At 60.5% G+C, this 14,743-nt stretch carries 13 protein-coding genes; 10 read left to right on the top strand and 3 right to left on the bottom strand.

Annotation, left to right across the window (positions count from 1 at the left end; genetic code table 11):
- Nucleotides 1-961, bottom strand: a 961-nt coding sequence (locus tag IVB13_RS34970) for an aldehyde dehydrogenase family protein (RefSeq protein ID WP_247492088.1), incomplete at its 3' end; no start/stop codon positions are given.
- Nucleotides 962-1,067: 106 nt separating this feature from the next.
- On the opposite strand from IVB13_RS34970, the gene IVB13_RS34965 reads away from it, so the two are divergent.
- Nucleotides 1,068-1,955, top strand: coding sequence for a LysR family transcriptional regulator (locus IVB13_RS34965; RefSeq protein WP_247492086.1), 888 nt, complete (start codon nucleotides 1,068-1,070; stop codon nucleotides 1,953-1,955).
- Here IVB13_RS34965 and IVB13_RS34960 read toward each other — a convergent pair.
- Complete coding sequence (locus IVB13_RS34960; protein WP_247492085.1) at nucleotides 1,921-2,868, bottom strand: LysR family transcriptional regulator; 948 nt, start codon at nucleotides 2,866-2,868, stop codon at nucleotides 1,921-1,923. The genes IVB13_RS34965 and IVB13_RS34960 overlap by 35 nt on opposite strands.
- Nucleotides 2,869-2,982: 114 nt before the next feature.
- Between IVB13_RS34960 and IVB13_RS34955 the strand changes: the two genes are divergently transcribed.
- The 8 genes from IVB13_RS34955 (at nucleotide 2,983) to IVB13_RS34920 (ending at nucleotide 11,726) form a co-directional block, all read left to right on the top strand.
- On the top strand, nucleotides 2,983-3,972 hold the full coding sequence (locus tag IVB13_RS34955; protein WP_018458435.1) for a nitronate monooxygenase: 990 nt from the start codon (nucleotides 2,983-2,985) through the stop codon (nucleotides 3,970-3,972).
- 103 nt (nucleotides 3,973-4,075) lie between these two features.
- Complete coding sequence (locus tag IVB13_RS34950; protein WP_247492082.1) at nucleotides 4,076-5,431, top strand: MFS transporter; 1,356 nt, start codon at nucleotides 4,076-4,078, stop codon at nucleotides 5,429-5,431.
- Nucleotides 5,432-5,821: 390 nt separating this feature from the next.
- A complete protein-coding gene (locus IVB13_RS34945) occupies nucleotides 5,822-6,988 on the top strand; it encodes a branched-chain amino acid ABC transporter substrate-binding protein (protein WP_247492071.1) in 1,167 nt (388 codons plus the stop codon).
- A gap of 38 nt (nucleotides 6,989-7,026) precedes the next feature.
- Entirely contained in the window at nucleotides 7,027-7,947 is a 921-nt protein-coding gene (locus tag IVB13_RS34940; RefSeq protein WP_247360745.1) for a branched-chain amino acid ABC transporter permease, read from the top strand.
- 1 nt (nucleotide 7,948) lies between these two features.
- Nucleotides 7,949-9,148, top strand: a complete 1,200-nt coding sequence (locus IVB13_RS34935) for a branched-chain amino acid ABC transporter permease (protein WP_247447174.1) — start codon at nucleotides 7,949-7,951, stop codon at nucleotides 9,146-9,148.
- Entirely contained in the window at nucleotides 9,145-9,924 is a 780-nt protein-coding gene (locus IVB13_RS34930; protein ID WP_247447173.1) for an ABC transporter ATP-binding protein, read from the top strand. Before IVB13_RS34935 ends, IVB13_RS34930 begins: the two co-directional genes overlap by 4 nt.
- The gene (locus IVB13_RS34925) at nucleotides 9,921-10,658 is read left to right on the top strand and encodes an ABC transporter ATP-binding protein (RefSeq protein ID WP_247492060.1); all 738 of its coding nucleotides are present in this window, start codon (nucleotides 9,921-9,923) and stop codon (nucleotides 10,656-10,658) included. The genes IVB13_RS34930 and IVB13_RS34925 overlap by 4 nt, the downstream gene beginning before the upstream one ends.
- A 15-nt stretch (nucleotides 10,659-10,673) precedes the next feature.
- Nucleotides 10,674-11,726 carry a phenylacetaldoxime dehydratase family protein gene (locus tag IVB13_RS34920; RefSeq protein ID WP_247492058.1) on the top strand — a complete coding sequence of 351 codons (1,053 nt, stop codon included), beginning with the start codon at nucleotides 10,674-10,676 and terminating at the stop codon, nucleotides 11,724-11,726.
- A gap of 15 nt (nucleotides 11,727-11,741) precedes the next feature.
- On the opposite strand, the gene IVB13_RS34915 is transcribed toward IVB13_RS34920, so the two are convergent.
- A complete protein-coding gene (locus tag IVB13_RS34915; RefSeq protein WP_247492056.1) occupies nucleotides 11,742-12,605 on the bottom strand; it encodes a LysR family transcriptional regulator in 864 nt (287 codons plus the stop codon).
- 325 nt (nucleotides 12,606-12,930) lie between these two features.
- On the opposite strand from IVB13_RS34915, the gene IVB13_RS34910 reads away from it, so the two are divergent.
- Nucleotides 12,931-14,613: a methyl-accepting chemotaxis protein gene (locus IVB13_RS34910; protein ID WP_247492046.1), complete on the top strand. Its 1,683-nt coding sequence runs from the start codon at nucleotides 12,931-12,933 to the stop codon at nucleotides 14,611-14,613.
- Nucleotides 14,614-14,743: the final 130 nt, after the last annotated feature.

Genomic DNA, 14,743 nt, shown 5'->3' with positions numbered 1-14,743 from the left:
CGGCCTCGGGGTCGGTACCGGGACCAATGTTAAGCGCGCGGACCTTGGGCGCCAGCTTTTCGATCAGACGATCGGCGGTGGTGTCGCCGATCGGAACGGCTACCGAGATCGCCATGCAGCGCTCGCCGGCGGAGCCATAAGCCGCGCCCATGAGAGCGTCGACGGCCTGGTCCATGTCGGCGTCAGGCATCACGATCATGTGGTTCTTGGCGCCGCCCAGCGCCTGGCAGCGCTTGCCGTGGCTGGTCGCCGTCTCATAGATGTATCGCGCAATCGGCGTCGAGCCGACGAAGCTGACCGCCACGATATTGGGATCCGTTAGGATGGCATCCACCGCTTCCTTGTCGCCATGCACGACATTGAACACGCCGTCGGGCAGCCCGGCCTCCTTCAGCCACTGCGCAAGCACGAGCGAGGCCGAGGGATCGCGCTCCGACGGCTTGAGGATAAACGTATTGCCGCAGGCCAGCGCAACCGGGAACATCCACATCGGGACCATTGCCGGGAAATTGAATGGCGTGATGCCAGCGACCACCCCGAGCGGTTGACGCAGCGAGTGGCTGTCGACACGGGTCCCGACATTCTCGGTGATCTCTCCCTTGAGCAGTTGCGGCGCGCCGGTCGCGAACTCCACCACCTCCATGCCGCGTTGGATCTCGCCCTTCGCGTCCGAAAGCACCTTGCCGTGTTCGGCGGTGATCACTTGGGCAAGTTCATCGATTCGATCCTCCATGATCCGCAGGAAACGGTTGAGAATACGAGCACGGCGCAGTGGCGGTGTGTTCGCCCAGCCCGGGAAGGCCTTGCGGGCGGCTGCAGCGGCCGACCGCACGTCTTGCGTCGTGGCAAGTCCGAGCGTTGCCGATTGCTCGCCGGTCGCGGGATTGTAAACCGGCGCGGTGCGAGGGCCGCGGCTCGGCACCAGCTCGCCATTGATGAAGTTCAGAATAGTCACGGGCATTGGCTGCTCTCCCTAACATGATGCTTGATCGAGCCAGATATGCAGCGCATAAAAATGCGGTATCAACGGCCGAATTCGCGGCTCCGTTGTGCAGAAAGTGTAGTCAATGGATTGGGAGCGCGTTCGGATATTCCTAGAAGTGGCGCGTGCCGGCCAGATTCTGAAGGCCTCGAAAAGCCTACGGCTGAACCATGCAACGGTCGCCCGGCAACTGACCGCGCTGGAGAGTAGCTTGAATGCCAAACTGCTCGAACGACACACTACAGGCTGCACGCTGACGGCGGCGGGCGAGGCGCTCGTCGCGGCTGCCGAGCGCGCAGAGAGCGAATTCCTCAAAGTGGGATCGAGCATTGGAGGCGCGGCCGAGGCCCTCACCGGAACCGTGCGCGTAGGGGCACCGGACGGGCTTGGCAACTACTTCCTGGCCGATCGGCTGGGCTCGCTGGCCGCGAAGCACCCGGGCCTTGTCATTCAACTCGTGCCGCTTCCGCGCACATTCTCCCTGTCAAGGCGCGAGGCCGACGTTGCGATCACGCTGGACCGGCCCAAGCAGGGTAAGCTGATCCTGTCCAAACTCACCGACTATACGCTCAGTGTCTATGCTGCTGATGCTTATCTCGCGCGCGAGGGTCCCATCAGGACGCAGGCCGATCTTGCCGGCCGCCTGTTCGTCACCCAGGTCGAGGATTTCGTCTACAGCAGGGCATTGGACTATGCCTCAGTGCTCGGCCGGCTCATGTCGCGACGCTATGAATGCGGTAGCGTCGTTGCGCAGATGGAGGCCGTTCGTGGTGGACACGGCGTCGGAATCCTTCATGATTACGTGGCCCAGCGCTATCCCGAATTGCAGCGCCTGCTTCCCGACATTCGTTTCGTGCGGAATTACTGGTTGACGTCGCATCCCGATACGCACGAAACGCGGCGGGTTGCAGAAGTGCATCGCTTTATCGTGGCATCAGTCAAGGCGGCGAGGCCGTCTTTCGAGGCTGTATGAGCGCCACTGCCGGTTGCTCGGGCGGAGCTGTTTGGTTCGTTCCCGATCCGGCGCATTCCATGAACGCCCGCAGAGCGGAGGACACGAATGCGTCCTTGCGGTGAACGAAAACCGTGGTGGCCCTGCCGGTCCCGTTCGGCAGCGAATGCAGGTGGATCAAGCCCTGTCGTTCGGCAGAATCAGCGACGACGCGCGGCACCAATGACAGCCCGACCGAAGCCGCCACACAACCGATGATTCCGTCGAGCGTTCCCATTTCCATCCAGCGCAGGTCGACGAAACCACGATGCGCAAGATATTCGGACAGGCGCTGTCGATAGGAGCAACCGGCACGAAACACGATCACCTTCCGGCCGCTTCCCGAAGCCAGGAATTTGCCGAGGTGTTGGGGGGACGTCACCATCGGCGGCGTGATCAGCACCAGCTCCTCCTCCACGATCGGTGTGCAGGTCAGTTCACCGTGCGTGACCGGTGCAGAGACAAAAGCTCCGTCAAGCTTCCGAGACAATACGCAGTCGACCAGCGCTGCGGTCGGGCCTGTCTCGATCTGGACGTCAACATCGGGATAAGCGATGCCGTAATGGGTGAGCAACGGTGGTAGGCGCAACGCCGCCGTCGTCTCCATTGATCCAATGCGCAGCTCCCCGCCCGGCCACGCCTCGTCCTTCACTGCGCAATGCGCCTCGGCCAACAGATCGCTGATGCGCTTGGCGTAAGGAAGCAGCCTGTTGCCCATGGAGGTGAGCGTAACGCCTTTCTTGGACCGATCAAAAAGTCGGACACCGAGCTGGTTCTCCAGCGCTCGAATTCGCTGGGTCACGTTCGATTGCACAGTGTGGAGATTGTGGGCGGCGCGGCCGATTCCGCCGGCCGTGGCGACCGCGGAAAAGAAATTCAGATCCGTGCTGTCCATGTGGTCATCTCCCGGAATGATGACTCTGATCAATAATAATCACTTTTATGTTGTCAACAGCCAATCTAGCTTCCCAGCATCCGAGACGGGCATAAGCCTAGGAGAGGAAGAGACATGGCTATCAAGACGAGACTGACCGAATTTTTTGGGCTCGAGCACCCGATCGTGCTGGCGCCGATGGATCCGGCCTCCGGCGGCGAGCTGGCCTCCGCGGTTTCCGCGGCAGGTGCTCTCGGCCTTCTCGGCGGCGGCTATGCCAACCGCGCCTGGTTCGAAGAACAGTCCGCAAAGGTGAGCCGGCCGGACGTCGGCTGTGGATTCATCACCTGGGCGCTGGCGAACGATCCGGGTCTGCTCGATCTCGCTCTGGAGCGGCACAAGAAAGCGATCATGCTGTCGTTCTCGGATCCTGCGCCATATGCCCCGAAAGTGAAGCAGGCCGGCATCCCCCTGATCTGTCAGGCGCATACGCTCGAGCATGCCCAGCGGGCGATCGACGTCGGCGCGGACGTTATCATCGCACAGGGTACGGAGGCCGGCGGCCACGGACTCACGGCGCGCTCGACGATGCCGTTCGTTCCTGCAGTCGCCGATATGATCGCGCAACGAGCGCCGCGCGTTCTCCTTCTTGCCGCCGGAGGCATTGCTGACGGGCGCGGTCTCGCCGCCGCGCTAATGCTAGGTGCCGACGGTGCTTTGATCGGATCGCGGTTTTGGGCCACGCAAGAATCGGTCATTCATCGCAACGCCAAGGAAAAGGTGCTGGCAGCCACCGGCGATGAAACGATCCGGACACGTGTCTACGACGTTGTCCGCAAAAAGGCTTGGCCCTCGGAGTACACTGGACGCCTGATGAAGAACGGCTTCATCGAAAGGTGGCATGGCCGGGAAGACGAGCTGCGCACACTGCAAGAAGCCGAGCTGCAGCGCGTCGAGAAGGCGTGGGTCTCCGGCGACTACGATACGGCCAATGTCACGGTCGGAGAAGCAATCGGTCTCATCAAGGACATTCCAACCGCCGGTGAGCTGGTGAAGCGAATTTCGGCAGAAGCAAGCGCATGTCTTGCGCGCTATGCGCCGACCCGAAATTCTATCGCGGCCTAACGGGTCCGCAACTTTCTACATATTGCCGGGTGGAAACGGCGCGTGCGCTGCGGCGCACGCGCCCGGGAAAACACGTGCCCAACAAGGCCGATGGAGAGATATGATGAGCGAACCTAAAGCGGACGCCCCGAACCCGAGCATCTGGACGGTGGTGCTTGCCTCAAGTGCAGGCACGGTTATCGAATGGTATGACTTCTATCTCTATGGAAGCCTTGCCGTGTTCTTTTCGACCCTTTTCTACCCCGCCAATGATCCCACCGCCGCCGTCCTGATCAGTGTTGCGACCTTTGCGACCGGATTCGTCATCCGGCCGTTCGGTGCCATCCTGTTCGGCAGTCTTGGCGACCGATTGGGACGCAAGCACACGTTTCTGCTGACACTTATCTTAATGGGAATTTCAACCACCGCGGTCGGTCTTTTGCCGACATATGAAACTATCGGCTTTGCTGCACCTGTCGCGTTGGTCGTGCTTCGCTTGGTACAGGGCTTGGCCATCGGCGGCGAGTACGGTGGCGCTGCCATCTATGTGGCTGAGCATGCACCGGTAAACCGTCGAGGCTTCTTCACCAGTTTTATCCAGACCACAGCCACCTTGGGCTTCTTCGTTGCAATTCTGGTCGTGCTGGCGTGTCGGCTATCGCTCGGGGAGGAAGGTTTCCGTGCTTGGGGCTGGCGTATCCCGTTCTTGCTGTCTGCACTTCTCGTCGTGTTTTCGATCTATCTTCGTCTGAAGCTGAGCGAGTCGCCGGTTTTCGAGCAGATGCGCCAGGCCGGCAAGGTCTCGCGCGCGCCGGTTCGCGAAAGTTTCGGCACGAGACAAGGGTTGGGTTATGCACTCTATGCTCTCTTCGGCGCGACGGCGGGTCTGGGATGCGTGTGGTACACCGGGCAATTCTATGCGCTGTATTTCCTGCAGAGCGTTCTCAAGGTCGACTTCCTGACGGCGAATGTCTGCGTGGCCGTTGCTCTAGCCCTCGGCACGCCCCTGATCGTCGTGAGCGGGGCCCTGTCAGACCGCATCGGACGCCGCCCGCTGATTATCACCGGCCTGCTGCTCGCCGCCGCGCTCTACGTTCCCATCTACATGGGGATTGCAAGCGCCACGGCTGCGCACAATTACGTGGTCGTCACCGCGCTAATCCTGGCGCAACTCATCTTCGTAGCGCTGGTCTACGGGCCGAATGCCGCATTTCTCGTCGAGCTCTTTCCGGCGCGGCTGCGATATACTTCGCTGTCGCTTCCCTATCACATCGGCACCGGGATATTCGGCGGCTTCGTTCCGCTGATCAGCCTCTCGCTCGTCAGCTACACCGGCAACATCTACGCCGGCCTGATCTATCCCATCGCGATCGCACTGATGACCGCGGCGGTTAATGTCCTCTGCCTGCCTAAGACTGTCGCAGTCGACCTTTCCAGTGAATTCGGCAACACACCGGCAGCCAGCCGCCAGATCGCATGAGCCGCCAATTGCCATCAAGGTGTTCGTGCAAGACCCTTTGCACGAACACCCCGCGGGAATTTGCCGTGGCGATGGTATGATGGAGTAATTCGACGTCTGCGATGAGCCCCTGGCTGTCGTGATTGCGAAGACTACCTCCCTCGACTTGTCGCAGATGTCCTGCGACCCAGTCACCCCGTTGCCGATTGCAACGGGGTGTTTTTTTGCGTCCGCATCCGCCTCGTCGAAGGCAACCCGTTGCCCAAAGCAGCAGCAATCTGTCTCGATTGTAGGCGATCATCGCCGGTCCACCTGCTCGTGCTCCGTTGCGCACGCCCATTTGCGAAGATTCGCACTGTCTCGCTCGTGCGGGATGGATACAGTTTTTCCGAGCAGGGGAGGGCATTGCCAATGAAGCTGATAAACAAATTGTTGCTGCTGACATGCGGCGCGCTGGTCGCGGTGGCGACCGGAACAGTTCCGGTCTTGGCCAAGGAGACCGTAAAGCTTGCGTTTATTGGACCATTGTCGGGCGGGAATTCAGCTCCCGGTATCGGGGGCCGCAATTCCACGCAGTTGGCCGTGCAATTGAGAAACGCCGACCCATCGGCAAAGTACATTTTCGAGCTCGTCACCTTGGACGACGAATGCAAGCCGAATATCGGCATCCAGGTCGCAACCAAGGCCGCATCGGATCGTAGCATCATCGCCGGTGTGACCCACTATTGCTCTGCCGTAGGCATCGCGACGGTTGATACCTATGCCCGGTTCGGATTGCCGGTCGTGGTGTGGGGCGCCATCCTGCCCGAGATCACCTATGGCAACGACTACCACGAAATTCATCGCGTCAACGGGACGATGATCAATGAAGGCAAGCTCGCAGCGGAGTTCCTCACCAAGCAGGGTTTCCTGAAATACGTTGTCGTTCACGACACCACCGACTACGGCAAGGGACAGAACAAATATTTCAGCGAATATCTCAAATTGGCCGGCGGCGAGATCGTCGCGACTTTTCCGGTCAGCCCGGATCAGCAGGACTTCACGGCTGAGCTCACCAAGATCAAGGAGCTGAAGCCAGATCTGATCATGGTGGGCGGCCTGACGCCGCTCGGCGTCCGATTGCGGGCTCAAATGGATCGGGTCGGTGTCACCGCTCAGCTTGCGGGCGTCTCTGGCATCATGAACGCAGGCTTCCTGGAAGGCGCAGGTGCCGCGGCGGAAGGAACGATTTCCTTCCACAACGGTGCTCCCATCACCAAATATGAGCAGGGTCAAGCGTTTCTCGACGCATACGCCAAGGCGGGCTTTCGCGAAGACCCGGACGCCTATGGCCCCTTCGCCTACTCCGCCGCCACTCTGATCATGGATGCGATCGAGAAGGTTGGCCCCGACCGCGCCAAGGTCAAGGACCTGCTCAATACGACCAAGGCATACAAGTCGCTGGTCGGCGAGATCAATTTCGACGACCACAGGCAGAACATTCTGAGGGCCAACGTCTATGTCGCCCAGGATGGTAAATGGGTCTATTGGCCGGATAGCGAATATGCCGCCACCAAACGAAAACTCCGCCTCAATTGACCAGACGTCATGCGTCGCCCTAGCGTGCGGAGACATTGATGGACATCGGGATCGTAGCGCAGCAGCTGTTCAACGGCCTCATGCTGGGGGTGATCTACTCAATGATCGCCGTTGGATTTTCGCTGTTCTTTGGGGTGCTCGACGTCATCAAGTTCTCGCATGGTGACGTCGTGACGCTCGGAAGTTTTTCAGCCTTGGGAGCCGCCGGCGTTTCGGGAGCTCTCTTTGCGCTGCCCCCTGCGCTGGCGTTGCTCACCGGTTTGGCGGCTGCGGTCGGCGCCGGGGCGCTCGCGGGCATCGTGATCGGGAGGATTCTTGTGATCCCCTTGCGCGGCGCCCCCAGCATCAATGTGCTGCTCGCGACCTTAATGGCCGGCACCGTGCTACGCGAGGCCATCCGGCTTGGCGTGCCCAACGGCGGCAACCCGAAGCCGTTTCCGGCTCTGTTGCCGAGTGGCATGATCAATGCCGGTTCCTTCAGTGTGGGTATCGATAGTGTGATCATCGTATGTGCCGGACTGCTGCTGGTGGTGGGAACGCATCTGTTCGTGACCCGCACCCGGTTCGGGCTCTCGATCCGCGCCGTGGCCCAGGATGACGAGGTTGCACGCCTTGCAGGCATCGACCAGCAGCGCGTGGTGCTGGGGACCTTCGCATTGGGATCGGGGCTCGCCGCTTTTGCCGGCTGCATGCTCGGGCTGTATTACCGCGAGATCAGCTTCAACATGGGCGTTCTGCTCGGCATCATCGGATTCGCCTCGGCTGTGGTGGGCGGACTTGGAAGCCTGATCGGGCCGATCATCGGGGGATTTCTATTCGCCGGCGTGCAGACGCTGGTTGTGGTGGCGATGCCGATCTCGAGCGCTTATCGCGATGTGGTGGCCTTTGCCGTCATCATCATCCTGATTGCGTTGTTCCCGACAGGAATCATTGCAGAACAGCGCAGCGAACGGGTGTGACATGAGCAGCCTTTCAAGCCCGGCTCCCTCGCTCTCCGTCCCGGGGATTCGTCGTCATCCGCGCGCCCTCGTCGCAGCCGTGGTGGCGCTCCTGTTTTCCGGCGGCGGCGTGATGATGCACGCCGAATCCCAGCCCGTCGTTCTCGCCTTGCTCGCAGCCTTCGTTCTGGCGTTTGGAGTGTCGGATCGAACGCAGATCGGCCGGGAGATTGCCGCCACCTGCGGCGACTACCGAGGCGTTGCCAATGGCATGGCATTGCTGTGTGCGTTGATCCTGATTGTCCTGTTTCACGCCGATCACTACGCGCTTCTCATGTTGTCAACGGTAGCAATCTTCTCGACTGCCTGCATCGCTCTCAACTTGCAGCTCGCATTCGCCGGAATCGCCAACTTCGCAGGCGCGGCCTTCTTCGTCGTGGGATCATATACGGCCGCCCTAGTGACTGCATACACCACCGTTCCGCGGACATTTGCGCCGTTGATCGGCGCGATTGTGACGGGTGCAATGGGCCTCGTGCTGTTGCTGCCGGTGCTGCGAACGCGCGGGCACTATGCCGCGCTTGTGACGATCGCATTCGGCGTGCTGCTGCGGACCTGGCTCGAAGTCAACGACGTCCTCGGCGGGCCCCAGGGGCTGAAGATCGGAAGCTTCTCGATCATGGGGCTCGATTTCGCCCGGCTCAAACAGATTGGTCCATGGAGCGTGTCGTTCTATCTGCCCTATGCAACGCTCTCGGTCTGCATGTTCGGCCTCGTGTTCATCCTCGTCCGTCGTCTGGAAAACTCGTGGGTCGGCATCGCCCTGGACGTTGTCCGCAGCGATGAGACCGCCGCGGCGGTGTTCGGCCTGTCGATCCGGCTGTGGAAGGTCGTCGGCTTTGTCCTCGGCAACGCCATCATCGGCATGGCTGGAGCGCTCTACGGGATGATGAACGGGTTCGTGACACCCAACGGCGCGGGCCTCGGGGACTCCCTGCTGTTGCTCTCAATCGTGGTGCTGGGCGGAATCGGCAATTTGTGGGGCTCCGTCGTAGCCGCCCTGATCATCCTGGAAGTGCCGGAAAAACTGCAGTCGATCCAGGAATTCCGCCTGTTGCTGTTCGCCTTGCTCGTGCTCGTCATCTTGCTGTTCCGCCCGGGCGGCATCCTGCCACGTCCGGTGAGGGACCTGTCCCGCTTCATCGACGGAGCGCCAAAATGAGTAGCACTCTGCTGCATTGTGCCGGTCTCACCAAGACATTCGGCGGGCTGGTCGCGCTCGACCGTTTCGACGTCGAAATCGGCCGCGGCGAGACGATCGGGCTGGTCGGGCCCAACGGATCGGGGAAGACGACATTCTTCAACGTCATCACGGGACTTTACGACCCGAACGCGGGAACGATCCGGCTCGATGGCCGCGACCTCTTTGGCTGTGCGCCCCAGATGATCGGTCGTGCCGGTGTCGCGCGGACCTTTCAGCGATCGAGGCTGATGCTCGATCAGAGCGTGTTCGACAATATTGCGGTCGGAGCCCTCTGCCATTGCGATCTCGGTCTCCTTACAAATCTGTTTCGGCGCGCGCGGTGGGGCAGAGAGCTGCGGGAGACGGTCAATCGCGCACGGGAGATTGCGTCCCGCTTCAACGCCGCGATTGCCGACCGGCTGTTCCAGCCTGTGAACTCTTTCGCGATGATCGATCGTCGGCGGATCGAGATCTGCCGGGCGCTGATCGGCAGGCCGCGCCTGCTGTTGCTGGATGAGCCCTCCGCCGGTATGACCCCGGATGAGACGCGCGAACTCATGGACGATCTCCTCGCATTCAGGTCCGAGATGCCGGACCTCGCCGTGGTCCTGGTGGAGCACGAAATGGACGTTATCCGGCGTGTCTCCGATCGCTGCATCGTGCTCAATTTCGGCCGAAAAGTCTTCGAAGGCAGTTTTGACGGGTTGATAGCCGACCCCGAAGTGCAGGCAGCTTATCTCGGGATAGGGCAATGATCAGCGTGCGACGAATCGCGGCGCGGACGTTGTCGGCCAATGCGATCAACGCCGGCTACGATCGCGCTGACGTCCTGAAGAACGTGACCATCGAGGTCAGGCCCGGTACGGTAACGGCCATCCTGGGGGCCAACGGCGCCGGCAAAAGCACGTTGATCCGGGCCATCCTCGGGTTGACCCGGATCCGGAAAGGCGAGGTTCGCTTTGGGCACGTAGCGACTACAAACATGCCTACCCACAAGATCGCGGCCCTCGGGATCGCGACGGTCCCGGAAGGCAATCGCGTGATGCCGCGCATGAGCGTCCTTGATAACCTCAGGGTGGGCGGATTGATCATGCGTGACGACAGGCGCGTTGCGGCCCGGATGGACGAGATGTTCGAGGTGTTCCCGCGTCTGAAGGAGCGGCGAAGCCAGCTCGCGGGAACACTGTCCGGCGGTGAGCGGTCGATGCTCTCCATCGCGCGAGGGCTCATGGCCGATCCGGAACTCGTGATCTTCGACGAGCCCTCGCTCGGACTGTCGCCGTTATTTGTCTCGGAGGTTTTCGGAATAGTCCGACAACTGAAGACAGCCGGACTTTCGGTTCTGCTGATCGAGCAGAACGTGCGTCAAACGCTCGACGTGGCCGATTACGGCTACGTGCTGGCACAAGGACTCGTTGTCGCCAAAGGAAGCGCTGAACTCTTGAAAGAGAACTCCGAGCTTCACAAGGCATATTTTGGAATCCACTAGGGAACGGAGCTCGCTATGAATTTTCAGGTGTTGGAGCGGGTCAATCCGCTGCGTAAGCCGAAAGGTTTCGAGCCGGTGGTCCAGCGTTGGTCCGTCGGTTTCCCACGCAAATGCGACGCCTTGTGTGTTGCATTTCACGGCATCCAGGGACCGAACGCGGAAGCCGTCTACAAGTCCGGCTTCATACGGTGGATGTCCGAAGCCGTCAGCCTGCCGAACGGCCCGCACGTGCACGATCATGCGTGGTTCGTCGATCACAACGGCCTCTATACGCATGTGGTTGCGAGCTATTGGGTTGACCCGACCCGTCGTGATGATTGGCTCGAAGATAGTCGCGTGGCAAATTGGTGGAACGATTCGGCGAGGTGTTCGGAGGCAACGGGCTACTTCCGTGAGAGCTTGACCGTTCCGATCGAGCGCCTTGAGACGCTGTATTGGAACGATTATCCAGCCGGAATGAGTCGCTCTAACGAAGTAGCGCTCTATCCGACACCGTATTGCGGCTACTACGGCGCGATGCGCGACCGGATCCCACTCGCCGCGGTCGATCCCTTGCCGTCGGCGCTGCCTGAGCTCCCATCGGCGACGCCGCGCGAGACCAGGTCCAATCGGTGGCGGATCGCTACGCCCCGGAACCTCACCGTCATTCGATCGGCGGCCTTTTGGGGGCGCTGCGATGCCGACCAAACCGAAGATTACATGCGCGACCTGCGAGCTCCCCTCGAACGCGGAATGGACTTCTTGCGCGAAAGTCCTGAGGCAACGGGTTGCTGCTCGCTGCGGTTTCAGCAAACATGCGATGTCGGCGGGGCACCCGAGCTCGAGACTCATGCGCTCGGATATTTTCTCTCGCTCGGCCACATGGAGAACTGGGCTGAGCATCATCCGTCGCACGGGGCGATCTTCCGCGCCGCAATGGCCCGTTACCGCAAGTTCGGCGCGAAGAACCAGCTCAGAACCTGGCATGAAGTCTTCGTGCTGCCGGAGAACAACCAGCTTTTCGAGTATGTCAACTGCGCACCAGGCACGGGCCTATTGAACTACTTCGAAGGCGAGCGGCGGTCCTAGGCTGGACGGCTCGAGTTACGGCCAGGATTCGATCAGATCGAACAGGGCTGTCATCGCGCTCGATACATAGACATCCTTTCGCCAGACGAACACCGTCTCAACGGCCGTCCGGGAAGGCGGCAACGCATGCGCAGCGACCCTGCCGTCCCGGGCGGCAGCTGCAATGACACCTCTCGGCATCAAGGTGACACCAAGGCCGGCGGAGACGCAACTGATGATGGCGTCGAGAGAACCAAGCTCTTGCGGCTCGGACAGAGTGATCCCCATTTCCATCAGCATCGTCTCCAGACGGGTGCGATAAGAGCAGCCGGTCTGAAAGACGATCATCTTAAAGGGCCCGATGGCAGCCAGGTCCTTTGTCCGGACCGAAGGGGCCGTTACCAGCACCAGCTCCTCGTGGAAGAAAGGCCGTTGATGCAGGTCCGGGTGATCGACCGGGCCCGCGACAAACGCGCCGTCGAGACGATACTCGAGGACGTCATTCAACAAGCGTGTAGTGTTTCCGGTCGTGATCGTGAGCTGGACGTGGGGACAGGCGCTGGCAAACCTTGGCAGAAGCGGAGACAATCGCAACGCGGTGGTTGTCTCGAGGCTTCCGATCAGCAGAGTGCCCCTCGGCACACCATCATCCCGTGCCGCAGCTCGGGCATCCGCGGCAAGTTTTGAAAGCCTCGCGACATAGGGGAGGACCCTGTGGGCTGCCGGGGTTGGCGTTACGCCCCGTGCGTGACGCTCGAAGAGTGAAATGCCAAGCTTGCCCTCAAGCACTCGGATACGAGTTGTGACTTTGGATTGAGCAGTACACAGCTGCGTTGCCGCACGGCTGATACTTCCAAGACGCAGAACCGTCTCGAACACTTTGAGATCGGAGAGATCCATTCCAGTCCACTCTTGAAGCCAGCAGCAGCAACATTTTGAATGTCGTCACAATCATCCTAACGACCAATGTGGGCCGCGTGAAAGACGCATTGGGGAACGATGCGGCGCGCATCGTCATCTAGAGAAGAGATGACCGTCATCTCAACTGGTAATGGTTCGCCGCGAACCGGAGTCATCGCAACGAGGCTTGCATAAACTCGCATCCCTGCGCCCTTGTTCGACTGGCGCTGATATCAAGGTGGCCCTGTGGGCTAAAGGCAATTTTTATCAATGTGCGATAGATGAGGCGGAGTGATGGTCGGACTCAGCGTGTTGAGGATTTTTCATGCTTGCCAAGTTCAAGATTTCTTCCAGGCTGATGTTGATGGTGGTTCTCTCTGTTCTAGGTGTTGCATCCGTGGCCGGGGTCGGCTTGTCGGCCCTCAAGAGCAGCCTGCTCGAGGACCGAAAAGACAAGCTTCAGCAGCTCGTCCTCCTGGCGAAGCAGGTGCTTGAATTGGACTACCAGGGATCCCGAGCGGCAGGGCTCTCCGATGCGCGGGCCTTGGAACGGAGCAAGCAACTGCTTCAATCATTGCGTTTCGGCAAGGACGACTATTTCTATGCCCTCGACATGGATTCCGTACTGGTCGCGCATCCCAATCCCAAGTTTCAGAACAAGAGCATGAAGGACACCTCGGATGCCAACGGTGTCTTTTTCTCCCGGCTGCAAGTCGATCTTGTGAAGTCCGGCGGATCCGGCTTTGTCGCCTTTAGCTTTCCCCGTGCCGGCGTCGGCGACCCACTTCCCAAGATCGCCTATGTCGTGGGGTTCAAGCCCTATGACTGGGCAGTCGCGGGCGGCATCTATCTGGACGACGTAGACGCGATATTCATGGCAGAAGCAAAGCGCATTGGCCTTCTCATCCTTATAGCCCTTGCGCTTGTCGTGGCCACGTCAATTCTTCTCAGCCGCAGTATCACGCGGCCGATCGCCAGTCTCACGCGGGCGATGCGAAAGCTCGCCAGTGGCGATACAAGATCGGCGATTCCTGCGCTCTCGCGTGCGGATGAAGTGGGAGAGATGGCGACGACCGTCAAAGTGTTTCAGGACGCCATGATAGAGACCGCTCGCCTTCGCCAGGAACAGGACGAGATGAAATTGATGGCCGAGACGGAAAAACGGGGCCTCCTGGGCAAGCTGGCCGACGAGTTCGCACAAGGTGTAAGCACGTCACTCGATGCCCTCTCTCACTCGGCTTCCGCTATGAGGACGACGTCCCAAGGCATGTCGGAGACGGCGAGATCTGCCAGCCGCCAGTCCGGAGTGGTTGCGACTGCTGCAGAAGAGGCCAGCTCAAGCGTGCAGTCGGTCGCGTCGGCCACTGAGCAGCTCTCGGCCTCGATCGCCGAGATAGGCAATCAGGTGGCGCGTTCGACCAAGGTCGCCGGAGGCGCCGTTGAAGAGGCGCAACGGACTAATATCACAATTCAAGGTCTTGTAGCCGCGACATCAAAGATCGGAGACGTGGTTCAGTTAATAACTGCGATCGCAAGCCAGACGAACCTGCTGGCGCTAAATGCAACCATCGAGGCCGCCCGTGCCGGCGAGGCGGGAAGGGGGTTTGCCGTCGTGGCAAGCGAGGTGAAGTCGCTCGCAGGGCAGACCGCACGTGCAACGGAGGAGATCTCGACCCAAGTCAACGGCATGCAGGGCGCCATGAGCGAGGCTGTCCAAGCAATCGAGGGCGTGAGCGGCACGATATCCTCGATCAACGAGATCGCAATTGCGATTGCATCCGCCGTGGAGCAACAGGGTGTCGCGACGCGCGAAATCGCACGCAGCATCCAGAGGGTCGCGCAAGGCACCGAAGACGTAACGCGCAACATCGTCGGGGTGAGCGAGGCGTCTGCCCAAACCGGGGTGGCTGCGGCTGGTGTGCTTGCGGCTGCAGGTGGGCTGAACCACCAGTCCACTTTGCTGAAAGCGGATGTCGATCGCTTCCTGGCAAGTGTTCGGGCCGCGTGAGTTGGAGTGCTCCGTCGTCCATCTTAAAGGTAGATGACCGTCATCTTGAATGATGATGTCGATTTCGCCAGAGAAAACATACACCGAGTATTGCAGCTTTTTATTGCTCGGTCCACCTTGGTTGCCCGCC

Origin of the sequence: Bradyrhizobium sp. 17, from assembly GCF_023073515.1 — a bacterium.
Lineage (GTDB): Bacteria > Pseudomonadota > Alphaproteobacteria > Rhizobiales > Xanthobacteraceae > Bradyrhizobium > Bradyrhizobium canariense_D.
This window is presented reverse-complemented; position numbering and strand designations above follow the sequence as displayed.